Raw genomic sequence first — 26,601 nt, forward strand, 5'->3', positions numbered from 1 at the left:
ATTATTTGTGTATTTGTTATTTCAAAAAAGAGATAATGAAGATCTTAATCTATAGAGGTATGTGCATACATTATTATAGTTGGAGGGAAAGAATAAATGTCTACAAAATGGGAAAAATTAGAAGGTAACGTTGGCGTTTTAACAATCGAAGTTGATGCTAAAGAAGTAAACAACTCTATCGACGCTGCGTTCAAAAAAGTAGTAAAAACAATTAACGTACCAGGTTTCCGTAAAGGAAAAATGCCTCGTCCATTATTCGAACAACGCTTTGGTATTGAATCTTTATACCAAGATGCTTTAGATATCATTTTACCAAAAGCATACGGTGAAGCGATTGAAGAAGCTGGTATCTTCCCAGTTGATCATCCTGAAATCGACATCGAGAAGTTCGAAAAAAATGCTAACCTTATCTTCACTGCAAAAGTTACAGTGAAACCTGAAGTTAAATTAGGTGAGTACAAAGGTTTAGCAGTAGAAAAAGTTGAAACAACTGTAACTGACGAAGATGTAGAGAACGAATTAAAATCTTTACAAGAGCGTCAAGCTGAGCTAGTTGTTAAAGAAGAAGGAACTGTTGAAAACGGTGATACAGCTGTAATCGACTTCGAAGGTTTCGTTGATGGCGAAGCATTTGAAGGCGGAAAAGGCGAAAACTACTCTCTAGCAATCGGTTCTGGTACATTCATCCCAGGTTTCGAAGAACAAGTAATCGGTCTTAAATCTGGTGAGTCTAAAGACGTTGAAGTATCATTCCCAGAAGAGTACCATGCTGCTGAATTAGCTGGCAAACCAGCAACATTCAAAGTAACAATTCACGAAATCAAAACAAAAGAACTTCCTGAGTTAAATGACGAGTTCGCTAAAGAAGCAGACGAAGCGGTTGCAACTCTTGATGAATTAAAAGCAAAACTTCGCACAAACTTAGAAGAAGGCAAAAAGCACGAAGCTGAGCACAAAGTACGTGACGAAGTAGTAGAATTAGCTGCTGCTAACGCTGAAATCGAAATTCCAGAAGCTATGATCAACACTGAGTTAGATCGTATGGTTCGTGAATTCGAGCAACGTTTAAGCCAACAAGGTATGAACCTTGAGCTTTACTACCAATTCACAGGTACTGATGCTGACAAATTAAAAGAGCAAATGAAAGAAGATGCACAAAAACGTGTAAGAATCAATCTTGTTCTTGAAGCTATCATTGAAGCTGAAAACATCGAAGTTACTGACGAAGAAGTAACTGCAGAAGTTGAAAAAATGGCTGAAATGTATGGTATGCCAGTAGACGCTATCAAGCAAGCTCTTGGAAGCGTAGACGCTTTAGCTGAAGATCTTAAAGTGCGTAAAGCTGTAGACTTCTTAGTAGAAAACGCTGCATAATAAAATAACAAGGCACGATTAAAATCGTGCCTTGTTTTATAAATATAGAAATATATTTATAAAACTTTTCGATGGAGAAGGAAAAGTTCCTTTACAAGTCGAATATACATATTTCAAAAGTTTTAAAAATTTTTTATTTGTACATAACTAGTCATATTATTTGTATTTCTCGCCACGTAGTGACATAATATGTATTTACATACGATACATTTATCGTGTACATACGAAGGCAAGAGGTTAGCACTTTGTAAGGGGTGTGAAAATATGTTTAAATTTAATGATGAAAAAGGGCAATTAAAATGTTCTTTCTGTGGTAAAACACAAACGCAAGTTCGAAAGTTAGTGGCAGGTCCAGGTGTTTACATTTGTGACGAGTGTATCGAACTTTGTACTGAAATTGTACAAGAGGAGCTTGCGAAGGACGAAGAAGTAGAATTCAAAGATGTACCGAAACCGGTAGAAATTCGTGAAATCTTAGATGAGTATGTCATCGGGCAAGATAGCGCGAAAAAAGCACTAGCAGTAGCGGTATATAACCATTACAAACGCATTAATTCTAACAGCAAAATTGATGATGTAGAATTAGCGAAGAGTAATATCGCACTTATCGGGCCAACAGGTAGTGGTAAAACATTACTTGCACAAACGTTAGCGCGTATTCTAAATGTTCCATTTGCAATCGCGGACGCAACATCTTTAACAGAAGCTGGATATGTTGGGGAAGATGTAGAAAATATCTTACTAAAATTAATTCAAGCAGCTGATTATGATGTAGAGAAAGCGGAAAAAGGAATCATTTATATTGATGAGATTGATAAAGTGGCACGTAAGTCCGAAAATCCATCAATTACACGTGATGTATCTGGTGAAGGTGTGCAGCAGGCACTTCTGAAAATTTTAGAAGGTACTGTAGCAAGCGTTCCACCTCAAGGTGGTCGTAAGCATCCGCACCAAGAGTTTATTCAAATTGATACAACGAACATCTTATTCATTTGTGGTGGAGCGTTTGATGGCATTGAGCCGATTATTAAACGTCGCCTTGGTGAAAAAGTAATTGGATTTGGTTCTGAGAAGAAAAATGCTGATGTAAATGAGAAGCATGTTTTATCTCACGTATTACCAGAGGATCTTTTAAGATTTGGTTTAATTCCAGAGTTTATCGGTCGTCTTCCAGTTATTGCGAACCTAGAGCCACTTGATGAAGATGCTCTTGTTGATATTTTAACGAAACCGAAAAATGCACTTGTTAAGCAATTCCAAAAACTATTGGAGCTTGACGATGTTGAGTTAGAGTTTGAAGAAGGTGCACTAATCGAAATTGCGAAAAAAGCAATTGAACGTAAAACGGGTGCTCGTGGACTTCGTTCTATTATTGAAGGCTTAATGCTTGATGTAATGTTCGAACTTCCATCTCGTAAAGATATCGAGAAGTGTATTCTTACAAAAGAAACAGTAGCTGATAATGAGCCGCCAAAATTGGTGTTACAAGACGGTACTGTACTTGATACAAAAACATCTGCATAATGCGAAAGGGAAACAGCAATTTTTATAATTGCTGTTTTTCTTTATGTTTAGCTACGTTCCTCCGCGGAAATACTAAGAGATAAAATATTGCGGGAGGAAATAAATAATGAGCTGGACAAATATATTTTTAGTTGTTCAACTTGTTTTTGGTGTAATTGTCGGATTGTATTTCTGGCATTTACTTCGAAATCAACGAACACAAAAAGTTTCAATTGATCGAGAATCGAAAAAAGAATTAGAACAGCTTCGTAAAATGCGTGAGATTTCTTTAACAGAGCCGCTAGCAGAAAAGGTGCGTCCTACAACCTTTTTAGATATTGTAGGGCAAGAGGACGGGATTAAGTCGTTAAAAGCGGCTCTTTGTGGTCCGAATCCGCAACATGTAATCATATATGGCCCGCCAGGTGTTGGGAAAACAGCGGCAGCACGTCTTGTATTAGAAGAAGCGAAACGAAATCCTAAATCTCCATTTCGTACGAATGCAACATTTATTGAACTTGATGCGACAACAGCTCGGTTTGATGAACGTGGTATCGCAGACCCTTTAATTGGTTCGGTGCATGATCCGATTTATCAAGGTGCTGGGGCGATGGGGCAAGCAGGTATTCCGCAACCGAAAAAAGGTGCTGTAACAGATGCACATGGTGGTATTTTGTTTATTGATGAGATTGGCGAGCTCCATCCGATTCAAATGAACAAAATGTTAAAGGTGTTAGAAGATCGAAAAGTATTTTTAGAAAGTGCGTACTATAGTGAAGAAAATACGATGATCCCAACATATATACATGATATTTTCCAAAAAGGCTTACCGGCAGATTTTCGTTTAGTTGGAGCAACGACACGTTCGCCAGAGGAAATTCCTCCTGCTATTCGGTCACGTTGCTTAGAAGTATTTTTCCGTGAATTAGATACGGAAGAAATTCAAAAAGTAGCGAAAAATGCCGCGGAAAAAGTGGAAATGCAAATAGGTGAAAATGGTATTGAAATGATTGGGATGTATGCAAGGAATGGACGAGAAGCGATTAATCTCGTGCAAATCTCTGCTGGTATGGCGATAAATGAAGAACGTTCTTTCATTAAGGATGAAGATATAGAGTGGGTTGTTCACTCGAGTCAGCTTACACCGAAATATGAAAAGCGCATTTATCCGATTCCAAGGATTGGTCTTGTAAATGGTCTTGCTGTATACGGACCAAATACAGGTGCGTTATTAGAAATTGAAGTAACAGCAATTCTGGCGAAAGATAAAGGATCGGTAAATGTTACCGGAATTGTGGAAGAAGAAAGTATTGGTAGTCAAACGAAATCGATTCGTCGTAAAAGTATGGCGAAAGGCTCTGTTGATAATGTATTAACAGTACTTCGTTCTTTAGATGTGTTGCCAGAAGGATATGATATACATATTAATTTTCCAGGTGGTATCCCAATTGATGGACCTTCTGCAGGAATCGCTATGGCAACAGGTGTATATTCTGCGGTGCACCGCACGTATGTAAATAATGAAGTAGCGATGACAGGGGAAATAAGTATACACGGAGAGGTAAAGCCTATTGGTGGCGTGTACGCAAAAATAAAAGCTGCGAAAAAAGCGGGAGCTAAGAAAGTCATTATTCCTGCTGAAAATATGCAACCATTTTTGTATACGATCAAGGGAATTGAAATTATTCCTGTTCGTAAGTTAAAAGAAGTATTTGAGTTAACGTTTATGCAAGAAAATATGCATAGAGAGCTAGATGTACATACTCACGTAGACGAAACAGATGCACAATCTATGTAAAAATAAACAATAATAAAATTTGCCAGACTTCGTTTAAGTTTGTATGCTTAATCGGAGTCTTTTTTCTTTTCGTGAGGTAGAAAAACAAGCTATTTACAATTGCGCGGAATCTCAGCAATTGCATCTAGGTGTATTGTAATATAAAATAGTTGAACAGGAGTTTAATTTATTATGGAGGTGCTATGTCTAGTATGAATACGAACGAAAGAATCGTGCCCCTCCTACCATTAAGAGGCGTTCTCGTATATCCAACGATGGTTTTGCATCTTGATGTAGGACGTGATAAATCGATACAAGCACTAGAGCAGGCGGCAATGGATGAAAATATCATCTTTTTAGCAATGCAAAAAGAAATGAATATCGATGATCCGAAAGAAGATGACATATATAGTGTAGGTACGGTGGCGAAAGTGAAGCAAATGTTAAAATTGCCGAACGGTACGCTTCGTGTCCTTGTGGAAGGTTTACATAGAGCAGAAGTAATAGAGTTTATCGAAGAAGAAAATGTAGTACAAGTGTCTATTAAAACGGTAACTGAAGAAGTAGAAGATGATTTAGAAGAGAAAGCTTTTATGCGTACGTTACTGGAGCATTTCGAACAATATATTAAAGTTTCGAAAAAAGTTTCAAATGAAACATTTGCAACGGTAGCTGATGTGGAAGAACCAGGGAGATTAGCTGATCTAATTGCCTCTCACTTGCCAATTAAAACGAAGCAGAAACAAGAGATTCTAGAGATTGTATCTGTAAAAGAACGATTACAAACACTTATTTCAATTATTCAAGATGAACAAGAGTTACTTAGCCTAGAAAAGAAAATTGGGCAAAAAGTGAAACGTTCCATGGAGCGCACGCAAAAAGAATATTTCTTACGTGAGCAAATGAAGGCGATTCAAACTGAACTTGGCGACAAAGAAGGCAAGGGCGGAGAAGTAGAAGAACTTCGTGAGAAAATTGAACAGTCAGGAATGCCGGAAGAAACAATGAAGGCTGCGCTGAAAGAATTAGATCGTTATGAAAAGTTACCAGCAAGTTCTGCGGAGAGTGGTGTTATTCGCAATTATATTGATTGGTTATTAGCGCTTCCGTGGACAGAGGCAACAGAAGATATAATTGACCTTGCTCATTCGGAAGAGATTTTAAATAACGATCATTACGGTCTTGAAAAAGTGAAAGAGCGTGTACTTGAATATTTAGCTGTACAGAAGTTAACGAATTCATTAAAAGGACCTATCCTTTGTTTAGTAGGCCCTCCTGGGGTCGGCAAAACTTCGTTAGCGCGTTCAATTGCAACATCATTGAATCGTAACTTCGTCCGTGTATCTCTTGGTGGTGTGCGTGATGAATCTGAAATTCGTGGTCACCGCCGTACATATGTTGGAGCAATGCCAGGACGCATTATTCAAGGTATGAAAAAGGCGAAAACAGTTAATCCAGTCTTCTTATTAGATGAGATTGATAAAATGTCTAACGATTTCCGTGGAGATCCATCAGCGGCATTACTTGAAGTATTAGATCCAGAACAAAACCATAACTTCAGTGATCATTACATTGAAGAACCATATGATCTATCAAAAGTTATGTTTGTAGCAACTGCTAATACACTTTCAAGTATTCCAGGTCCATTACTTGACCGTATGGAAATCATTTCGATTGCTGGCTATACAGAACTTGAAAAAGTACACATTGCTCGTGAGCATTTATTGCCGAAACAATTAAAAGAACATGGCTTACGAAAAGGTAATTTACAAGTGCGTGATGAAGCGCTGCTTGAGATTATTCGTTATTATACACGTGAGGCTGGTGTTCGTACGCTAGAGCGCCAAATTGCAAAAGTTTGCCGTAAAGTAGCGAAGATTATCGTTACAGCAGAACGTAAACGTATCGTTGTGACAGAGAAAAAGATTGTTGATTTACTTGGTAAACACATATTCCGTTATGGGCAAGCTGAAAAAACAGACCAAGTTGGTATGGCAACAGGTCTAGCTTACACAGCAGCAGGCGGCGATACACTTGCCATTGAAGTTTCTGTAGCGCCAGGAAAAGGGAAACTAATTTTAACAGGGAAACTTGGGGATGTTATGAAAGAATCAGCACAAGCTGCGTTTAGTTATATACGTTCTCGTGCAGAAGAGCTTCAGATTGATCCGAATTTCCATGAGAAAAATGATATTCATATTCACGTTCCAGAAGGAGCAGTTCCAAAAGACGGACCGTCAGCAGGTATTACGATGGCAACGGCACTTATTTCTGCGCTAACAGGTATTCCTGTAAGTAAAGAAGTGGGTATGACAGGTGAAATTACACTTCGTGGTCGTGTATTACCAATTGGTGGTTTAAAAGAAAAAACATTAAGTGCTCACCGCGCAGGCTTAACAAAAATTATTTTGCCAGCAGAAAACGAGAAAGATTTAGATGATATTCCAGAGAGCGTAAAAGAAAACCTTACGTTTGTGCTTGCATCTCATTTAGATGAAGTATTGGAGCACGCATTAGTAGGAGTGAAACAATGAAAGTAACAAAAGCAGATATTGTAATTAGTGCTGTTAAACCAGAACAATATCCAGACAGTGATTTACCAGAAATTGCATTAGCAGGTCGTTCAAATGTGGGGAAGTCTTCCTTTATTAATAAAATTTTAAATCGTAAAAAGTTAGTGCGTATTTCTTCTAAACCAGGAAAAACGCAAACGCTGAACTTTTTCTTAATCAATGAGATGATGCACTTTGTTGATGTTCCAGGTTACGGATATGCAAAAGTATCTAAATCGGAGCGCGCTGCATGGGGGAAAATGATTGAAACGTACTTTACAACTCGTGAGCAATTAGACGCAGCTGTATTAGTAGTTGATTTACGTCACCAACCAACAAGTGATGACGTGATGATGTATGATTTCTTAAAGCATTATGAAATCCCAACAATTATTATTGCGACGAAAGCCGATAAAATTCCGAAAGGGAAATGGCAAAAGCATTTAAAAGTTGTAAAAGAAACGCTTGCTGTTGAAATTGGCGATGAAATTGTTCTATTCTCTTCTGAAACAGGACTTGGAAAAGAAGAAGCGTGGAAAGCAATTCATAAATTTACAAAAACAAAAAACGCGTGACGAATGTCGCGCGTTTTTGTTTTGCTAAATTTTTTAGCGTACGTTTAATGTAACTTCAATATTTCCTCGTGTTGCTTTCGAGTAAGGACATACACCGTGAGCCGCTTCTACAAGTTCTTGTGCTTCGCTATGTGAAACGCCAGCCACATGTACATCAAGTACAGCAGATAGACCGAAACCACCATCTGTATCTTTTCCGATAGAAACGTGAGCAGTTACTTCTGTACTTTCTACTTTCATACGTTTTGTACGAATGACAAGTTGTAATGCACTATCGAAACAAGCTGCATAACCAGCTGCAAATAGTTGTTCTGGATTTGTTGCTTCTCCGCCTGCACCACCTAGTGCTTTCGGCATTTTTACATCAAGATTTAATATGCCATCATCTGAAACTACTTTCCCATTTCTTCCACCTGTTGCTGTTACTGAAGCAGTATATAATTTATCCATATTTATTCCCCTTTTCCATCATTAATTGTTTTCATTGTGTCAATTAGTTTATTTAGTTGAATTAATAAAGAGAGATATTCTTGCTCTGTAATTCCTAAGTTTGTAGCCATCGTTGTCGGTAATGAACAAGCCTTTTCCTTTAAATCTTTGCCTTGTTCTGTTAATTCAATACAAACTTTTCGCTCGTCTTCTTTGGAACGAACACGTTTTACAAGTTTTAATGATTCCATTCGTTTTAACATAGGTGTTAACGTACCAGAATCTAAAAATAGACGTTCTCCAATTTCTTTTACTGTTAGTCCATCTTGCTCCCATAGTACGAGTAAAGTAATGTACTGGGGATACGTAATACCCATTTCTTCTAAATAAGGTCGATAAAAACGAGTAACCTCTCTAGAGCAGGCGTAAATAGAAAAACAAAGTTGGTTATCTAGATGCAAAGAGTTTTCTGTCATAAATAACTCCCTTCTAATTAAGTTGTGCACAATTTAATTTTGTAAAACTAATATAACGAAAAAGAAATACAATGTCAAATACATTGTATTGAGAAAGTCTTTGTTACATTTTGGAACAATCATACATATTTTCCTTCATGATGAAAGAAGATAGGGAAGATGATGTTATAATTTATATGGAATAGTTTCCATCACTTGATTATGAGGGCTTTTTTTGGTAACGTACAAATAGAGTTATTAATTTATAATCATTATAAAGTAGAAGTTTTTTTATTAGTGTTACTGAATCTCCTTTATTACATACAGAGAATAATTAAAAAATAATCGGTTGTTCACACGATTGTCAGATTCATAAGAGGAAAGTTGTATTATGATAGTAGATAAAGTGATAAAACGGGTGAAGGGGGACATGCTGCGTGCATATTCTTGTTGTTAGTGTAAATTATCGAACAGCCCCTGTAGAATTTCGTGAGAAACTCACATTTCAGGCAGCAGAACTAGAGCGAGCGATGACTACATTACAAAATCAAAAGAGCGTGTTAGAGAATGTCATTGTATCAACTTGTAATCGCACTGAGATTTATGCTGTTGTCGATCAATTACACACGGGACGGTATTATATTAAGAAGTTTTTAGCTGATTGGTTTCAGCTTGAAATAGAAGAAGTTGCGCCATATTTAACTATTTTTGAACAAGATGGTGCAATAGATCATTTATTCCGCGTAACGTGCGGTTTAGATTCAATGGTAGTCGGAGAAACGCAGATTTTAGGTCAAATAAAAGATAGCTTTTTAGAAGCGCAACAAGTTAAAGCAACAGGCACAATTTTTAATGAATTGTTTAAGCAAGTCATTACATTAGCAAAACGTGCCCACTCAGAAACAACAATCGGGGAAAGTGCGATGTCTGTTAGTTATGCTGCTGTTGAGCTTGGAAAGAAAATATTTGGCGAGTTAACAGATTGTCATGTGCTTATTCTTGGTGCTGGTAAAATGGGCGAACTTGCACTGCAAAACTTATATGGAAGTGGTGCTCGTAAAGTAACAGTTATGAATAGGACGCTTTCGAAAGCAGAAGTAATGGCTGAGAAATATATGGGACATGCAAAATCGTTAAGCGAATTACAATGTGCATTATTAGAAGCAGATATTTTAATTAGTTCAACTGGTGCATCTGAGTATGTCATTACGAAAGAGATGATGACAAAGGTGGAGAAAATGCGCTCTGGTCGCCCTTTATTTATGGTTGATATTGCAGTACCACGTGATATTGATCCAGCGATTGATGAGTTAGAAGGTTCTTTCTTGTATGACATTGATGATTTGCAAGGAGTAGTGGAGGCAAACCGTGCTGAGCGTTTGAAAGAAGCAGAGAAAATTCAATTTATGATTGAAGAGGAAATTGTTCTATTTAAAACGTGGTTAAGTACACTTGGTGTTGTTCCATTAATATCAGCTCTTCGTGATAAGGCACTTGCAATCCAAAGTGAAACAATGGTAAGCCTAGAGCGAAAAATACCAAACCTTAGTGATCGTGAGAAAAAAGTTATTAGTAAGCATACGAAAAGTATTATTAATCAATTATTAAAAGACCCAATTTTAGTAGCGAAAGAAATAGCTGCTGAAGAGGGAGCGAGCGAAAAATTAGCGTTATTTGCGAAGATTTTCGATTTAGAAACGGAAGAAGTAGAACATAAAAGAGTGTGGACACCATCCGTTCCATCTTTATAATTTGGAAGGATGATCGGATGAGTTTTTTAAATAACAGTATTATTTATCATATTGCAATTATTTTATATGCTTGTAGCATTAGTTTATATTTTATAGATTATTTCCAAAGTAACCGAAAGGCGAACCGATTTGCTTTTTGGTTACTTTCGATTGTATGGGTATTGCAGTCTATTTTTATGTTGCTTAGGGCGACAGATTCAGAAACGAACCCCATTTTAACTTTATTATCAGGGATTTATTTTTATGTTTGGTTATTGATTACGATGTCATTAGTCATAAATCGATTTATGCGCGTTGACTTTTTAGTCTTCTTTACAAATGTTGTTGCATTTGGCGTAAGCGCTTTTTCTATTTTTACACCGCTCGGAAAGATGTCGCCAGTACTTGCAGAGCAATTAGTTTCAGAACTTGTATACGTGCATGTTGGAATGGCGATTATTTCTTATGCAACGTTTACGGTATCGTTTATTTTTTCTATTATGTATTTACTGCAATATCGCCTATTAAAAAAGAAAAAGTGGAATGCGAGATTAAGAAGGTTAGGGAATTTACCGAAGCTTGAATCTACGTCTTACGGATTAAATTTATTTTCTGTTCCATTTTTCTTACTAGCAATTTTATTAGGATGTATATGGGGATATACAAAATTAGATAATTTTCATTGGTATGATACGAAAGTAATTGGTTCGTTTGTCGTTCTATTTGTATACTGTGCGGGCTTGTATTTAAGAGCGGCAGATGTGTTGCAAGGGAAGAAAATTGTACTGTGGAATGTAGGGGCCTTTCTCGTAATGCTAGTTAACATTTTTTTATTAAGTAGTTTATCTAATTTCCACTTTTGGTATTTATAATGAGGAGAGAGAATTATGCGCAAAATTATTGTAGGGTCACGAAAGAGTAAGCTAGCATTAACACAAACAAACTGGTTTATTGATCAGTTAAAAGCACTTGGTTTACCATATGAATTTGAAGTGAAAGAAATTGTCACTAAAGGTGATGTGATTTTAGATGTTACTCTTTCAAAAGTAGGCGGAAAAGGTTTGTTCGTTAAAGAAATTGAGCATGCGTTACTTACGAAAGAAATCGATATGGCTGTACATAGTATGAAAGATATGCCAGCCGTACTTCCAGAAGGATTGATGATTGGCTGTACACCAAAGCGTGTTGACCCTCGTGATGCTTTTATCTCAAAAAATGGAGCATCGTTTAAAGAGTTAGCGGAAGGTGCTATTTTAGGTACGAGTAGTTTAAGACGTAGTGCACAGCTACTCGCTGCGAGACCAGATTTACAAGTGAAGTGGATTCGCGGAAATATCGATACACGTTTACGTAAATTAAAAGAAGAGGATTACGATGCGATTATTTTAGCGACAGCTGGATTACAAAGAATGGGCTGGGATGATGAAGTTATTACAGAACATTTAGATGAAACGTTATGTGTACCTGCTGTAGGACAAGGTGCATTAGCGATTGAATGTCGTGAGGATGATAAGGATTTATTGCAGCTGTTAGCGCATATTAATGATGCGATAACAGAAAGAACAGTGGCAGCGGAGCGAGTATTTCTTCATAAACTTGAAGGTGGATGCCAAGTTCCAATCGCTGGATATGCAACCCTTACAAAAAATGATGCAATCGAATTAACAGCTCTTGTCGGCTCTATGGATGGCTCTGTTTTATTAAAAGAGACAGTAGTGGGTACTAATCCTGAGGAAGTAGGATTAGAGGCCGCAGACCGTTTAATTAAGCGAGGCGCCAAAGAACTCATTCTTGCTGCAAATAAGGAGCAACAATAAATATGAACGCTCTCGCTGGAAAAACGGTATTGATTACACGTGCCCAGCATCAAGCGAAACAAATGAGTGTAGCAGTGAAAGAAAAGAGCGGAATTCCATTGGAAATTCCGCTTTTGCGTATGGAAGGTATGTCTCATAGGCAAATTCAACATATCAAAGAGCAGCTACATTCATACGACTGGGTTATTTTTACGAGCAGAAATGGTGTAGCTTTTTTTCTAGATAGTTTAAAAAAGAAACTACCACTAACCATTAAAATCGCTGCAGTAGGTGTGAAAACAAAATTAGAGTTAGAAAAAAGGGGCTATCAAGTTCATTTTGTTCCGACTTCATTTGTTGCAGAAGCATTTGCAGAAGAGTTTCTAAAAGAATTAAGTGGAAACGAACGTATTTTATTTCCGAAAGGGAATTTAGCAAGAGAGGTAATTCCGGTTGCACTTCGGGAAATTGGTGTTTCTCTAGATGAGCTAATCGTATACGGTACGAAAGTGAATATAGAAAAAAAGCAAGAGCTTATAGCGGCATTGAAGTTAGGGAAAGTAGACATTATTACATTTACGAGTCCTTCAACTGTTACTAGTTTTGTTCGTTTACTTGAGGGTACAAACTGGAGAGAATGGACAAAAAAATGTACAATTGCTTGTATAGGACCTATTACGGAAAAAGAGGCAAGTCTTTATTTTCCGTCTGTTATTGTGCCGAAAGAGTATACTGTAGAAGCATTACTACAATATGTTTGTGAATCTATAAAATGAAAGAATGGGGATAGAAATCTATGAACTCTTTACAATTTAATCGTCATCGTCGTTTAAGACAAAGCGGGGGCATGCGTGCGCTTGTGCGTGAAACGTTTTTACATACGGAAGATTTTATTTACCCTATTTTTGTATTAGAAGGTGAAAATGTTCGTAATGAAGTTCCTTCTATGCCAGGCGTATATCAAATGTCTTTAGATTTATTGCAAGCTGAAATGCAAGAAGTTGTTGATTTAGGTATTCGTTCTGTTATTGTATTTGGTTTACCTGCTGAAAAGGATGAAGTTGGATCATCAGCATATTGTGATCATGGAATTGTACAACGTGCTATTCAGCAAATTAAAGGTGATTTCCCTGAGCTAGTAGTAGTTGCAGACACATGTTTATGTCAATTTACAAGCCATGGTCATTGCGGTGTAATTGAAGATGGTATTATTTTAAATGACGAGTCTCTTGCGGTTCTTGCGAAAACAGCTGTAAGTCAAGCGAAAGCAGGAGCGGACATTATTGCGCCATCAAACATGATGGACGGCTTCGTAACAGCAATTCGCCAAGCATTAGACGAAAATGGTTTTGAACACGTGCCAGTTATGTCGTACGCTGTGAAATATTCATCAGCATTTTATGGACCATTCCGTGATGCTGCGCATGGTGCACCACAATTTGGTGACCGTAAAACATATCAAATGGATCCGGCAAACCGTATGGAAGCATTCCGTGAAGCAGAATCAGATGTAATGGAAGGTGCAGATTTCTTAATCGTAAAACCAGCTCTTTCTTACTTAGATATCGTTCGTGATGTGAAAAATAACTTTAATTTACCAGTTGTCGCTTATAATGTAAGTGGTGAATATTCGATGATTAAAGCGGCAGCGCAAAATGGTTGGATTAATGAAAAAGAAGTTGTTCTTGAAAAATTAATTAGTATGAAACGTGCAGGGGCAGATTTAATTATTACGTATCATGCAAAAGATGCAGCAAGATGGTTACAAGAAGGAGGCACTAAATAATGAAAAAGTTTGATAAGTCAATTGCAGCGTTTGAAGAGGCGCAAGACTTAATGCCTGGTGGCGTAAATAGCCCGGTTCGTGCCTTTAAGTCTGTTGGGATGAATCCGTTGTTTATGGAGCGTGGAAAAGGTTCTAAAGTATATGATATCGATGGGAATGAATACATCGACTACGTATTATCATGGGGTCCTTTAATTCATGGTCATGCAAATGATCGTGTTGTAGAAGCGTTAAAATCTGTCGCTGAAAGAGGTACAAGCTTCGGTGCACCAACAGAAATTGAAAATAAATTAGCAAAACTTGTTATTGAGCGTGTGCCATCAATTGAGATTGTGCGTATGGTTAACTCTGGAACGGAAGCAACAATGAGTGCACTACGTTTAGCTCGTGGTTATACAGGTCGTAATAAAATCTTGAAATTTATTGGTTGTTACCACGGTCATGGTGATTCGTTATTAATTAAAGCTGGTTCTGGTGTGGCGACTTTAGGTTTACCAGATAGTCCTGGTGTACCAGAAGGTGTAGCGAAAAATACGATTACAGTAGCTTATAACGATTTAGAAAGCGTAAAATACGCGTTTGAACAATTCGGTGATGATATTGCTTGTGTAATTGTAGAACCAGTAGCAGGAAATATGGGGGTTGTTCCACCGCAGCCTGGATTTTTAGAAGGGCTTCGTGAAGTAACAGAACAAAACGGTGCATTGCTTATTTTTGATGAAGTAATGACAGGGTTCCGAGTAGCTTATAATTGTGGTCAAGGTTATTATGGCGTAACACCTGATTTAACATGCTTAGGTAAAGTAATCGGTGGTGGTTTACCGGTAGGAGCATACGGTGGTAAAGCAGAAATTATGCGCCAAGTTGCGCCAAGCGGACCGATTTACCAAGCTGGTACTTTATCAGGTAACCCACTTGCAATGGCGGCAGGTTATGAAACGTTAATACAGTTAACGCCAGAATCATATGTAGAATTTGAGCGTAAAGCTGAAATGTTAGAAGATGGATTACGTAAAGCAGCTGAAAAACATGGCATTCCGCATCATATTAACCGTGCAGGCTCTATGATTGGTATTTTCTTTACAGATGAACCTGTTATTAATTACGATGCAGCAAAATCTTCAAATTTAGAATTCTTTGCGGCTTACTATCGTGAAATGGTAGAACAAGGTGTATTCTTACCACCATCTCAATTCGAAGGTTTATTCTTATCGACAGCACATAGTGATGCAGATATTGAAGCGACGATTGCAGCAGCTGAAATTGCAATGTCAAAATTAAAAGCGTAATGTATTAGAGAAAATCGCTCTCCATAAGGGGAGCGATTTTTTTTATTCATAAAGTAAGCTTTCCACACATAAATCTGTAATGACATATAGTTTGGGAGGGGGAAAAGAAGTGGCTGCAGATCATTCATTACGATTTTCATTAAAAGAATCTGTGTGGTTCCAAAAAGGACAGGAAGTCGAAGAACTTTTGTCAATTTCGTTAGATCCAGACGTTGAGATAGAAGAGCTTGATCATGAAGTAATCGTGAGAGGACAATTAGATTTAACGGGAGAGTATGTTGCACGAAAAGATGATTCCGCGTATTCATTAAGAGAACTATCGCCAGCAAAGTCAATTGATTATGTAGAAACAAGAGAAGATGGGGTTAATGAACTTGTTCATTCCTTTCCACTTGAAATATCAATTCCGAGAAATCGAGTGAAAGTAATTGAAGAGCTATATGTATCAATCGAGGAATTTGATTATGAATTAAAGGAAAATGGTTGCTTACAATTATTAGCGGATATATCTATTACCGGTTTGTGTGATGAAGAGAGAAGCGAGGATGAAGTTGAAGAGGAAGAAACGGTGTATGCTGAGTTAGAAGAAGATTCAGCGCAAGAGGATGAAAATAGACCGGCGCCGCATGTAGAAGAAACAGCATATAAGGAATCAGATGAGTGGGAAGATTACGCATTTGAACCGTTCCAATTAGAGGAAAGAAAAGAGCAGGAATTAGAAGAAGAGAAAATAGAAGAACATGAATTTGTGGAACGTGAAGAGGAGCAAGAAACAACGCCGCAATTTGAACTGTTCGGACGAAAAGATTTCAAGAAAGAAAAAGCGAAAAAGCAGGAAGAACAAGAAGAAGAGTACTCACAGCGAGATGAAAATGCGCTTTATTTAACAAAACTATTTACGAAAGAACCGGAAGAAGAATTTACAAAGTTAAGAATGTATTTCGTGCAAGAAGGAGATACAATTGAATCTATTGCAGACCGTTATGAAACGTCTGTACAAAATTTATACCGTGTCAATCAAACAGAAGATATATTTTTAAATACGGGGCAAATTATTTATATTCCCGTTTCAAGGGTAAAGGCGAAATAAGGAAGTGAGTGTTTTCACTCACTTCCTTTCTTAGAGGCTATGTTTTGAATAGAAAGGGTTATTCGTATGGATATTGAGTTGCGAAATCACTATGAACCTATCGTGAGGCAATATAGATTGGATACGCAGCATATGGAAGAGCACGGAAATGTAATGAAAATTTATACGAATCAAGGTCCATATGCACTCAAGAAAATAGAAGGCAGAAAGTTAGAGCGGAATAACTTTCTGCATCATATTCAATATTTGAAGGAGAAAGGTTTTTCAAATTATGTACCTATATATCATGCGACGGATGGAAGTTATATTTTAAGTGACGGGACGTATAATTATTATTTAATGCCTTGGTTAGAACGTGCAGAAGGAAACGGTGAGGACAATGATCAATACCATAAAATGTTTCAGACACTTGGAATGTTGCATCAAAAAACTGTGAAGGAAGAAACGTATACGGAAGAAGATTTAGAAAAACATTATACAACTATATCCGATTGTTGGGAAAATGATGGTGAGATGTTAGAAGAGTTTCTCGTAGAATCTGAATCAAAATGGTATATGTCCCCGTTTGAATTGCAATATTGTACGTACTATCATCATGTAATGAGAGCGCGTGAATTTGCAACGAAGCAATTAAATGAGTGGAACGATGCGATGAAAGAAAAAGAGAAAACGCGTATTACTTTTGTGCATGGTAATGTGTCACTTAATCATTTTTTATTTGACTATGAGCGGAATGGCTATTTTATTAGTTTAGAAAAATCGAAGTTTGCAACGCCTGTGCAAGATATAGTAGGTTTTTATTCACGGTCTTTAAACACATATCCAATCGCAAGAAGTGATCGGTTTGAATGGTTTCAAATGTATCAAAAAAATTTCCCTTTTACGAAAGAAGAGCAACTACTTATGTTTGCGTATATGACGTATCCATCGCAATTTATTCGGCAAATCCAGTCTTATAAGAAAAGAAGAGAGCGTCGTAATGAGGAAAATGAACTTCTCGGAGTAAAGAGTTTGCAACAATCGCATTGGCTCGTTAGTAATATAGAATATTTCCTTTCGCAATTACAAGCTGCCCAGCAAGGGAACGGATAAAGAAGATAAGTAGAGGGTACTACTTATCTTCTTTTTTTCATTCCAAAAGCTATAGTCTTAAATTTATCTTGACGAATAAGGTTTCGTTTTTTACACTATTGTATATAATAATTAACAATCATATAAATGCCTTGAAGGGGAAGAGTATAACAAGAAACGTCTTCAGAGAGGAGAATCATTAGCTGGGAGATTCTCTAGATAGTTATGTTAGAAGGTAGCCCTGGAGCATCTTTTCTGAACGGAATAGTTCTCATTAGGAAAAGACGGATTTGTCCGTTATCAAATTAAGAGTATAAGCAAATTATGAATTTGTTTGTAAATAAAGGTGGTACCGCGATGTCCCTCGTCCTTTTTGGATGAGGGACATTTTTTATTTTAAGGAGGGAAAATAATGTCAAACACGGAAAAGAATTTACCAACTAAATATGATCATATGTCCGTTGAAGAAGGCCTTTATCAATGGTGGCTTGAAGGCAAATATTTTGAAGCAACAGGAGACGAGAAGAAACAACCGTATACAATTGTAATTCCACCTCCGAACGTAACTGGTAAGTTACACTTAGGTCATGCTTGGGATACAACTCTTCAAGATATTTTAACTCGTACGAAGCGTATGCAAGGATACGATGTACTATGGCTTCCAGGAATGGACCATGCTGGTATCGCAACACAAGCGAAAGTAGAAGGAAAACTTCGTGAAGAAGGTATTTCACGTTACGATCTTGGCCGTGAAAAATTCCTTGAAAAAGCTTGGGAGTGGAAAGAAGAGTACGCTTCTCACATTCGTCAACAATGGGGGAAAGTTGGTTTAGGACTAGACTATTCTCGTGAACGTTTCACATTAGACAAAGGTTTATCAGATGCGGTTAATAAAGTATTCGTTCAATTATACGAAAAAGGCTTAATTTATCGTGGTGAATATATCATCAACTGGGATCCAGCAACACGTACAGCTCTTTCTGATATTGAAGTAATTCATAAAGAAGTTCAAGGTGCATTCTACCATATGAACTATCCGTTAACAGATGGTTCTGGTCACATTCGTCTTGCGACAACTCGTCCAGAAACGATGCTTGGTGATACAGCAGTAGCAGTTCATCCAGAAGACGATCGTTACAAACATTTAATCGGAAAAACAGTTACACTTCCAATCGTAGGCCGTGAGATTCCGATTATTGCTGATGAGTACGTAGAAAAAGATTTCGGAACGGGCGTTGTAAAAATTACACCAGCTCATGACCCGAATGACTTTGAAGTAGGTAACCGTCATGACTTACCACGCATTTTAGTAATGAACGAAGATGGAACAATGAACGAAAAAGCTGGTAAGTATAACGGTATGGATCGTTTCGAATGCCGTAAAGAATTAGTAAAAGACTTACAAGAAGCTGGCGTATTAGTAGAAATCGAGCCACATATGCATTCAGTAGGTCATAGTGAGCGTAGCGGTGCAGTTGTTGAGCCTTATTTATCAACACAGTGGTTCGTAAAAATGGCTCCACTTGCTGAAAAAGCAGTAGCGCTTCAACAAAAAGAAGAAGAAAAAGTAACGTTCGTACCAGAGCGTTTTGAAAACACATATTTACGTTGGATGGAAAATATTCATGACTGGTGTATTTCTCGTCAATTATGGTGGGGACACCGTATTCCAGCTTGGTACCATAAAGAAACTGGTGAAGTATACGTAGGTACAGAAGCACCAGCAGATATTGAAAACTGGAATCAAGATAACGATGTACTTGATACATGGTTCAGTTCAGCATTATGGCCATTCTCCACACTTGGTTGGCCAAATGAAGATTCAGCAGACTTCAAACGTTACTATTCAACAGATGCACTAGTAACGGGTTATGATATCATCTTCTTCTGGGTATCTCGTATGATTTTCCAAGGTTTAGAGTTTACAGGCGAGCGTCCATTTAAAGATGTATTAATTCACGGTTTAGTTCGTGACGAGCAAGGTCGTAAAATGAGTAAATCTCTTGGTAACGGTATTGATCCAATGGATGTTATCGAGAAGTACGGTGCAGATGCAATGCGTTTCTTCTTATCAACAGGAAGTGCACCAGGTCAAGATTTACGTTTCAGCATGGAAAAAGTAGAATCTACTTGGAACTTCATTAATAAAATTTGGAACGCATCACGTTTCGTATTAATGAACATGGATGATATGAAGTATGAAGAAATCGATTTAACTGGTGAAAAATCAGTTGCGGATAAGTGGATCTTAACTCGCTTAAACGAAACAATCGAAAGCGTAACACGTAACATGGATAAATATGAGTTCGGTGAAGCTGGTCGTTCATTATACAACTTCATTTGGGACGATTTCTGTGATTGGTATATTGAAATGGCGAAACTTCCACTATACGGTGAAGATGAAGCAGCTAAGAAAACAACTCGTTCTATTTTAGTTTACGTATTAGATCAAACAATGCGTCTATTACACCCATTCATGCCATTCGTAACAGAGAAAATTTGGCAACATTTACCGCATGAAGGCGAGTCTATTACAGTAGCTGCGTGGCCAACAGTTCGCGAAGATTTACAAGATACGGAGGCTGCGGCAGAAATGCACCTTCTAGTTGATATCATTCGCTCTGTTCGTAACATCCGTGCAGAAGTAAATACGCCAATGAGCAAAAAAGTTCAAATGCAAATTAAAGCAAAAGATGAGGCTGTACTTGCTCAACTTACGAAAAACAGCTCTTACATTGAGCGTTTCTGTAACCCAAGCGAATTAACAATTCAAACAGACTTACAAGCGCCAGAAAAGGCAATGACTGCAATCGTATCAGGTGCAGAGTTATTCTTACCGTTAGCTGATCTTATCAATCTTGATGAAGAGAGAGCTCGTCTTGAGAAAGAACTTGAGAAGTTCGATAAAGAAGTAGAACGTGTACAGAAGAAACTTTCTAACCAAGGTTTCGTAGCGAAAGCTCCTGCAGCGGTTATTGAAGGAGAGCGTGCGAAAGAGCAAGATTACCTAGAAAAACGCGAAGCAGTTCGTCAACGTCTAGCAGATCTTGAAAAGTAAAAATGTTTTTAGAGACTCACTATATTGGTGAGTCCCTTTTCTTTGCGTATAATAGAACTATGAAAGTTGTCTTTTGAAAGGGGAAAAATATACGTGATACATACATACAAAGAAGCGATAGGGTGGATCCATAGCCGATTGAAATTTGGAATGAAGCCAGGATTAGAAAGAATGAGATGGATGTTAGAAGAACTTGGAAATCCAGAGCGTCATATCAAATGTGTTCATCTTGCTGGTACAAATGGAAAAGGTTCAACGTTAACATATATGCGTTACATGTTAGAAGGCGCGAAATATAAGGTAGGAACGTTTACCTCTCCTTACATCGAATCATTTAATGAACGCATTAGTGTGAATGGAACACCAATTGCAGACGAAGAGATTACTGAACTTGTAAAGCTGGTAAAACCAGTCGTGGAAAAACTAGATGAAACGGATTTAGGGGAAGCGACAGAGTTTGAAATTATTACTGTTATGGCGATTTGCTATTTCGGCAAATTCAATTTCTGTGATGTTGTTTTATTTGAAACAGGGCTTGGTGGACGTTTTGATTCTACCAATGTTATACACCCTGTTCTCACGATTATTACGAATATCGGTCACGATCATATGCATATTTTAGGAAATACACTAGGAGAAATTGCATATGAAAAGGCGGGGATTATTAAGTCTGGCGTGCCGGTAATTACTGGTGTACAAGATGAAGAAGCTTTGCAAGTCATTCAAAATGTTGCAAAGGAAAATCATGCAAACTTATACGAGATGGGCAACCATTTTACAGCATTACATAAACAGTCTAGTGAAGATGGAGAACAGTTCGATTTCACTTGTCCTTTCGCCTCTTTTGAAGATGTGCGAATCACAATGAAAGGCAGCCACCAAGTAGGAAACGCAGCACTTGCGCTTATGGCAGTCATGTATGTAAAAACATATGTATCATTTTTAATTGAGGAAGAAGAAATAAGAACTGGATTACAGGAAGCGTATTGGGTGGGGCGCTTTGAAAAACTGCAAAGTAATCCAGATATTATTATAGATGGTGCTCATAATCCAGAAGGTATCGAAAGCCTTGTGAAAACAGTAGAAGCGCATTACAAAGATAAAAATGTAATAGTGTTATTTACTGCCCTTGGTGATAAACAATTACATAACATGGTAGGCCAATTAGAAACCATTGCAGATGAAATTATTTTTACAACATTCGCCTTTGATCGTGCTATTTCTGCTGATAAGCTTGCATCATATTCACAGAAAGAATCAAAATTAGTTTTTGAAAATTGGAAAGAGGCAATTGATACAAAAGTTGAAATGATAGCAGAAAATGATGTTTTTATCATAACAGGTTCTCTTTATTTCATTTCTGAAGTACGAAAATATATTTGCGAGAAAAACTAGATAGTCTTTGCTATCTAGTTTTTTGTTCTACAAATGAAGTCAAATGCATACATATAAGATAAATATATAGGGTTATTTGGCGAATTCCTCTGACAAATATCTCGTTTTTTTGTGAAATGAATATGATATGATGCGGACAACGATAAGAGGTGAGGTGTGAGTGTATGGACAAGCAATCACGAACGATCTCAGTGAAAGTGAATGGAACAGAAGCGAAGTATGAGGAAAAGAAGAAAGATGAATTTGAATGGATGGTAGTAGAAAGTGAACGACCGAAAAATGTTGTTCCGTTTCAAAAAGCGAAATCAATGTCTGTGGAAAAATACAGAAAGAAGTGGAGTAATACATTAATTGTAATCGTTGCAACCGCAATTATTATCGGTACGGCGTTTGGAATGGGGATGCTTCATTTACTTACTGGACAAGGAACGACAGGAGGAAGTGAAGTAACTGCTTCAAGGCCGACTGGAAATGGAGAATCAAAGGTGGGTGGAACGGCAGAACAAACACCAGCACCGAAAGAAGAAAAACAAAAGGCGCAGGCAGGAACGTCATTGGATCCGATGAAATTATTTTTTGTTCAAGGGGGGCTTTATTCTTCTGAAGAAAAGGGACAGGCAGCTCTTGAAGAATGGAAAGGCAATGGGGGTATTGGTGCTTTGAGACCGAGCGGTGATAAGTATGCAATAGTTTTTGGTATTGCTAGCGATGAACAGTCTATAAATCAATTAATGACTAAGTATAAAAATGATGGTGTCTCCGTTTTAAAAAAGAACTGGGATATAACAGATAAAGTATTGCTGAAAGATGATAAAGAAGTAGGAACATTTTTAACAAAAGTGCAGCCATTATACAATCATTTAGCAAAATATGCTTCTAGCGTACAAGTTGGTGGAAAAAGCAGCGCAAAAGATATAGAAGTAATTGAAAAAGAATGGAAAAAGGTTGAAAAAGAAGGGAAAAGTATGAAACAAGAAGAAGCAAAGAAACTGTATATGTATACGTCGGTAGCTGTACAAACAGTAAAAGATGGGAAGATGGATAAGGAATCTTTGGCGAAATTAAATCAAGTTATTATTGATGGTTTACTCTCGTATGAAAAAATTGTTTCGTAGAAAGTGAAATGATAGGATAATAAAATGAGTAAGAAAGAAGTACATGTACTTCTTTCTTTTCTTTTGAATTTAGAGCAAAGTGCTTTCTCTATGACAGGAATATAATCGTATGCAATAAAGAAGTGTTATTTTAGTTAGAGAAATTAATATTTCTTTCATTTGTGGACAAACTATTCCTTTGATACGATTAATATAAATTGTTCTGCTTCATGTGAGAAAGGAAGGAGAAAATATGAGAAAAATAATTTTAGCTTCAGGGTCACCTCGGAGGAAGGAATTGCTTGAGTTAGCTAGTGTGCCATTTGAAATCGTTGTAAGTGAAGTAGAGGAAACAATTGGTGCATATTCATCGCCTTCTGATATTGTAATGTCGCTTGCCTTGCAAAAAGCATCAGCGGTGGCAGAAAATAATAGTGATTACATTGTGTTAGGTGCAGATACAATTGTTACATATGAGTCGCGTATTCTTGGTAAGCCTTCTAATGAGGATGAGGCGAAAGAGATGTTGCAATTACTATCAGGGAAAACACATGAAGTGTATACAGGTGTTGCAATTATAGCAAAAGAAAAAACGGTTACTTTTTATGAGCGTACAGAAGTTACATTTTGGGAGTTAACAGAAGAGGAAATTGATACATACGTCGCGTCGAAAGAACCTCTTGATAAAGCCGGTAGTTATGGGATTCAAGGTAAAGGATCTATTTTCGTTCAAAATATTCAAGGGGACTACTATAGTGTAGTTGGCTTACCAATTGCACGTCTCGTTCGGGAATTAAAACAATTTGATATTGATGTAACCCATGCGTAAAATTGCATGGGGTTTTCTTTGAGAGAACAAATAAAGGGGTGGAGAGATGAACGGTATTCGTGATGTTGTAAGAGAAGAACAGCCACGGGAGCGTTTATTGTTAGAAGGTGCTGGAAGTTTATCAAATCGAGAGCTTCTCGCAGTGTTACTCAGAACAGGTTCTAAAGAAGAAACAGTTTTAAAGTTGTCAGATAAAATTTTACATCAATTTGATGGCTTACGTATGTTGAAAGATGCAACATTAGAAGAGCTAATTAGTATACATGGTATTGGGATTTCAAAGGCATCGCAACTTATGGCAGCCTTTGAACTAGGCAGAAGAATGGTACGTTTAGAATATCAAAATAGATATAGTATTCGAAGTCCAGAAGATTGTGCGAAATACATGATGGAAGAAATGCGTTTTTTACAACAAGAGCATTTTGTTTGTTTATATTTAAATACAAAAAATCAAGTTATACATAGGCAAACGATCTTTATTGGAAGTTTAAACACGTCAATTGTACACCCGAGGGAAGTTTTTAAAGAAGCCTTCCGTCGTGCAGCAGCCTCTATCATATGTCTTCATAACCATCCCTCAGGAGATCCCACGCCGAGCCGTGAAGATATTGCAGTAACAAAACGCTTAGTAGAATGCGGCCAGATTATCGGAATTGAAGTGCTTGATCATATTATAATAGGTGACCATAAATTCGTGAGTTTAAAGGAAAAAGGTCATATTTAAGACTATGCTTTTTACTTATTTTGTTTTATAATGTGATTTATGAGTTTTTTGTAGAAATTTATCTACAAAAAGGATAAAGATATAAAAAACGTACTGTTTTTATAATATAAAGTAAGAAAAAATGAGTCCGTGAAAACAAGAAAGGAAGATAAATAATATGTTTGGATTTGGTGGATTTACTCGCGATCTTGGAATAGACTTAGGAACTGCGAACACGCTTGTATATGTAAAAGGAAAAGGTGTAGTTTTACGTGAACCTTCAGTAGTTGCGTTACAAACTGATACGAAACAAATCGTTGCTGTAGGTAGCGATGCAAAACAAATGATTGGTCGTACACCAGGGAACGTTGTGGCACTTCGCCCGATGAAAGACGGTGTAATTGCTGATTATGAAACAACTGCAACAATGATGAAATATTACATTCAACAAGCTCAAAAATCAAACGGTTTCTTCTCACGTAAGCCGTATGTAATGGTATGTGTACCATCTGGTATTACAGCTGTAGAAAGACGTGCAGTAATCGATGCGACTCGTCAAGCGGGTGCTCGTGATGCTTATCCTATCGAAGAGCCATTTGCAGCAGCAATTGGTGCAAACTTACCTGTTTGGGAACCAACTGGTAGTATGGTTGTTGATATCGGTGGTGGTACAACAGAAGTTGCAATTATTTCTCTAGGTGGTATTGTAACAAGTCAGTCAGTTCGTGTTGCTGGTGATGATATGGACGATTCAATCATTCAGTACATTAAGAAAAGCTATAACTTAATGATTGGTGAAAGAACAGCTGAAGCATTAAAATTAGAAATTGGTTCTGCAGGCGAGCCAGAAGGTATCGAGCCTATGGAAATTCGCGGTCGTGATTTAGTAAGTGGTTTACCAAAAACAGTACTAATTCAGCCAGAAGAAATTGCAGATGCATTAAAAGATACAGTAGATGCGATTGTAGAATCAGTTAAAAATACGTTAGAAAAAACTCCACCTGAATTAGCGGCTGATATTATGGACCGCGGTATCGTATTAACAGGTGGCGGGGCATTACTACGTAATTTAGATAAAGTAATTAGTGAAGAAACGAAAATGCCAGTTCTTGTTGCAGAAGATCCATTAGATTGCGTAGCAATTGGAACAGGTAAAGCATTAGACAATATCGATCTTTTCAAAACTGCTGCTCGATAATATTGCAAAATAAAAATCAGTGAAATTAAGAGGGTGTGAACGTGCCACAGTTTTTCTTAAACAAAAGATTAATTGTTTTGTTGGTTAGTATTATTCTTCTCGTGGCATTGATTGGAATCTCATTGAAAGAACGGAACAGTTTAACATGGCCAGAGCAGTTTGTTAAAGATACTGTCGGTGTTGTAGAACGTGTATTCCAAAAGCCAGCGAAATACGTAGCTGGATTCTTCGAAAATGTAGAGGATGTAAAGCGCACGTATGAAGAGAATAAAGAATTAAAAGCAAAATTAGATAATTATGCAGGTCTATCAGGGAAAGTAAAACAATTAGAAGATGATAACAAGAAGCTACAAGAGCTAACTGGTAAAAAAGAGTTAAATAGTGGGTATACTGAAATTCCAGCTACTGTTGTTTCTCGTAATCCAGATAAATGGTACGATTTAATTGGAATTGATAAAGGGGCACAGCAAGGAATTAAGAAAGATATGGCGGTAGTAACTTCACAAGGGTTAGTTGGAAGAGTGAAAAGTGTATCTCAGTTTACATCATCAGTAGAATTACTAAGTTCTATGAGCCGAACAAATCGCGTTTCTGCTATTGTACAAGGGCAAGAGAAAATCTTTGGATTGATTGAAGGTTATGACAAAGAAAAGCAATTACTTCTTTTCACAAAGATTGGCTCTGATGCACCGGTAGAGAAAGATCAACTAGTTGTAACATCTGGACTGGGTGATATTTTCCCGAAAGGTCTTGTAATTGGAAAAATCGTTGAAGTTCAGCCGGATGCATATGGCTTAACAAAAACAGCTTATGTAAAACCTTCCGCTGATTTAAATGACGTAGAGCATATTACGGTTGCTAAACGTGCAACACCTTCAGCGCCATTAGAATAGGAGG

22 protein-coding genes and 1 other annotated feature are annotated in these 26,601 nt (G+C 37.3%); of the genes, 20 read left to right on the forward strand and 2 right to left on the reverse strand.

Annotated elements, in window-relative coordinates:
• Positions 1-96 precede the first annotated feature (96 nt).
• From tig to ysxC, 5 genes are all read left to right on the forward strand, one after another.
• Positions 97-1,374, forward strand: a complete 1,278-nt coding sequence (tig, locus tag CGQ22_RS02235) for a trigger factor (RefSeq protein WP_089148257.1) — start codon at positions 97-99, stop codon at positions 1,372-1,374.
• Positions 1,375-1,638: 264 nt separating this feature from the next.
• A complete protein-coding gene (gene clpX, locus CGQ22_RS02240; RefSeq protein ID WP_000472289.1) occupies positions 1,639-2,898 on the forward strand; it encodes an ATP-dependent protease ATP-binding subunit ClpX in 1,260 nt (419 codons plus the stop codon).
• Positions 2,899-3,004: 106 nt separating this feature from the next.
• Positions 3,005-4,675 carry an ATP-dependent protease LonB gene (gene lonB, locus CGQ22_RS02245; protein WP_000119178.1) on the forward strand — a complete coding sequence of 557 codons (1,671 nt, stop codon included), beginning with the start codon at positions 3,005-3,007 and terminating at the stop codon, positions 4,673-4,675.
• A 182-nt stretch (positions 4,676-4,857) separates the two neighbouring features.
• On the forward strand, positions 4,858-7,188 hold the full coding sequence (gene lon / locus CGQ22_RS02250; protein WP_000097285.1) for an endopeptidase La: 2,331 nt from the start codon (positions 4,858-4,860) through the stop codon (positions 7,186-7,188).
• A complete protein-coding gene (ysxC, locus tag CGQ22_RS02255; protein WP_000869116.1) occupies positions 7,185-7,781 on the forward strand; it encodes a ribosome biogenesis GTP-binding protein YsxC in 597 nt (198 codons plus the stop codon). Before lon ends, ysxC begins: the two co-directional genes overlap by 4 nt.
• Positions 7,782-7,814: 33 nt before the next feature.
• Here the strand turns inward: ysxC and CGQ22_RS02260 are convergent, their stop codons facing one another.
• On the reverse strand, positions 7,815-8,231 hold the full coding sequence (locus CGQ22_RS02260; protein ID WP_000359774.1) for an organic hydroperoxide resistance protein: 417 nt from the start codon (positions 8,229-8,231) through the stop codon (positions 7,815-7,817).
• A 2-nt stretch (positions 8,232-8,233) separates the two neighbouring features.
• On the reverse strand, positions 8,234-8,686 hold the full coding sequence (locus CGQ22_RS02265; RefSeq protein WP_000138546.1) for a MarR family winged helix-turn-helix transcriptional regulator: 453 nt from the start codon (positions 8,684-8,686) through the stop codon (positions 8,234-8,236).
• A gap of 416 nt (positions 8,687-9,102) precedes the next feature.
• Between CGQ22_RS02265 and hemA the strand changes: the two genes are divergently transcribed.
• From hemA to mreC, 15 genes are all read left to right on the forward strand, one after another.
• Positions 9,103-10,416 carry a glutamyl-tRNA reductase gene (gene hemA / locus CGQ22_RS02270; RefSeq protein WP_042595887.1) on the forward strand — a complete coding sequence of 438 codons (1,314 nt, stop codon included), beginning with the start codon at positions 9,103-9,105 and terminating at the stop codon, positions 10,414-10,416.
• Positions 10,417-10,433: 17 nt separating this feature from the next.
• Positions 10,434-11,267 carry a cytochrome c biogenesis protein gene (locus CGQ22_RS02275; RefSeq protein WP_000009002.1) on the forward strand — a complete coding sequence of 278 codons (834 nt, stop codon included), beginning with the start codon at positions 10,434-10,436 and terminating at the stop codon, positions 11,265-11,267.
• Positions 11,268-11,282: 15 nt separating this feature from the next.
• Complete coding sequence (gene hemC / locus CGQ22_RS02280) at positions 11,283-12,212, forward strand: hydroxymethylbilane synthase (RefSeq protein WP_001226400.1); 930 nt, start codon at positions 11,283-11,285, stop codon at positions 12,210-12,212.
• Between the two features lie 2 nt (positions 12,213-12,214).
• A complete protein-coding gene (gene hemD / locus CGQ22_RS02285; protein ID WP_000992355.1) occupies positions 12,215-12,967 on the forward strand; it encodes a uroporphyrinogen-III synthase in 753 nt (250 codons plus the stop codon).
• A 20-nt stretch (positions 12,968-12,987) separates the two neighbouring features.
• Positions 12,988-13,977 (forward strand): porphobilinogen synthase, encoded by a 990-nt coding sequence (hemB, locus tag CGQ22_RS02290; protein WP_001087067.1) that lies wholly within the window; start codon positions 12,988-12,990, stop codon positions 13,975-13,977.
• Positions 13,977-15,266, forward strand: coding sequence for a glutamate-1-semialdehyde 2,1-aminomutase (gene hemL / locus CGQ22_RS02295; RefSeq protein WP_000712940.1), 1,290 nt, complete (start codon positions 13,977-13,979; stop codon positions 15,264-15,266). The genes hemB and hemL overlap by 1 nt, the downstream gene beginning before the upstream one ends.
• A gap of 79 nt (positions 15,267-15,345) precedes the next feature.
• A complete protein-coding gene (spoVID, locus tag CGQ22_RS02300) occupies positions 15,346-16,356 on the forward strand; it encodes a stage VI sporulation protein D (RefSeq protein ID WP_003302846.1) in 1,011 nt (336 codons plus the stop codon).
• Between the two features lie 66 nt (positions 16,357-16,422).
• Entirely contained in the window at positions 16,423-17,448 is a 1,026-nt protein-coding gene (gene ysxE / locus CGQ22_RS02305; RefSeq protein WP_089148258.1) for a spore coat protein YsxE, read from the forward strand.
• A gap of 122 nt (positions 17,449-17,570) precedes the next feature.
• Positions 17,571-17,802 (forward strand) — a binding site (T-box leader).
• A gap of 37 nt (positions 17,803-17,839) precedes the next feature.
• Positions 17,840-20,485, forward strand: a complete 2,646-nt coding sequence (locus tag CGQ22_RS02310) for a valine--tRNA ligase (RefSeq protein ID WP_089148259.1) — start codon at positions 17,840-17,842, stop codon at positions 20,483-20,485.
• 93 nt (positions 20,486-20,578) lie between these two features.
• Positions 20,579-21,880, forward strand: coding sequence for a bifunctional folylpolyglutamate synthase/dihydrofolate synthase (locus tag CGQ22_RS02315; protein ID WP_061884638.1), 1,302 nt, complete (start codon positions 20,579-20,581; stop codon positions 21,878-21,880).
• Positions 21,881-22,044: 164 nt separating this feature from the next.
• The gene (locus CGQ22_RS02320) at positions 22,045-22,995 is read left to right on the forward strand and encodes a stage II sporulation protein B (RefSeq protein WP_089148260.1); all 951 of its coding nucleotides are present in this window, start codon (positions 22,045-22,047) and stop codon (positions 22,993-22,995) included.
• Positions 22,996-23,227: 232 nt separating this feature from the next.
• Positions 23,228-23,803, forward strand: coding sequence for a Maf family protein (locus CGQ22_RS02325; protein ID WP_001226294.1), 576 nt, complete (start codon positions 23,228-23,230; stop codon positions 23,801-23,803).
• Between the two features lie 46 nt (positions 23,804-23,849).
• On the forward strand, positions 23,850-24,527 hold the full coding sequence (radC, locus tag CGQ22_RS02330) for a RadC family protein (protein ID WP_001013390.1): 678 nt from the start codon (positions 23,850-23,852) through the stop codon (positions 24,525-24,527).
• A gap of 157 nt (positions 24,528-24,684) precedes the next feature.
• Positions 24,685-25,704: a cell shape-determining protein MreB gene (mreB, locus tag CGQ22_RS02335; RefSeq protein WP_000466736.1), complete on the forward strand. Its 1,020-nt coding sequence runs from the start codon at positions 24,685-24,687 to the stop codon at positions 25,702-25,704.
• A 41-nt stretch (positions 25,705-25,745) separates the two neighbouring features.
• Positions 25,746-26,597, forward strand: a complete 852-nt coding sequence (gene mreC / locus CGQ22_RS02340) for a rod shape-determining protein MreC (protein ID WP_001135489.1) — start codon at positions 25,746-25,748, stop codon at positions 26,595-26,597.
• The last annotated feature ends 4 nt before the right edge of the window (positions 26,598-26,601 follow it).

This window comes from Bacillus sp. M13(2017) (assembly GCF_002218325.1).
Classification (GTDB): Bacteria; Bacillota; Bacilli; order Bacillales; family Bacillaceae_G; genus Bacillus_A; species Bacillus_A thuringiensis_K.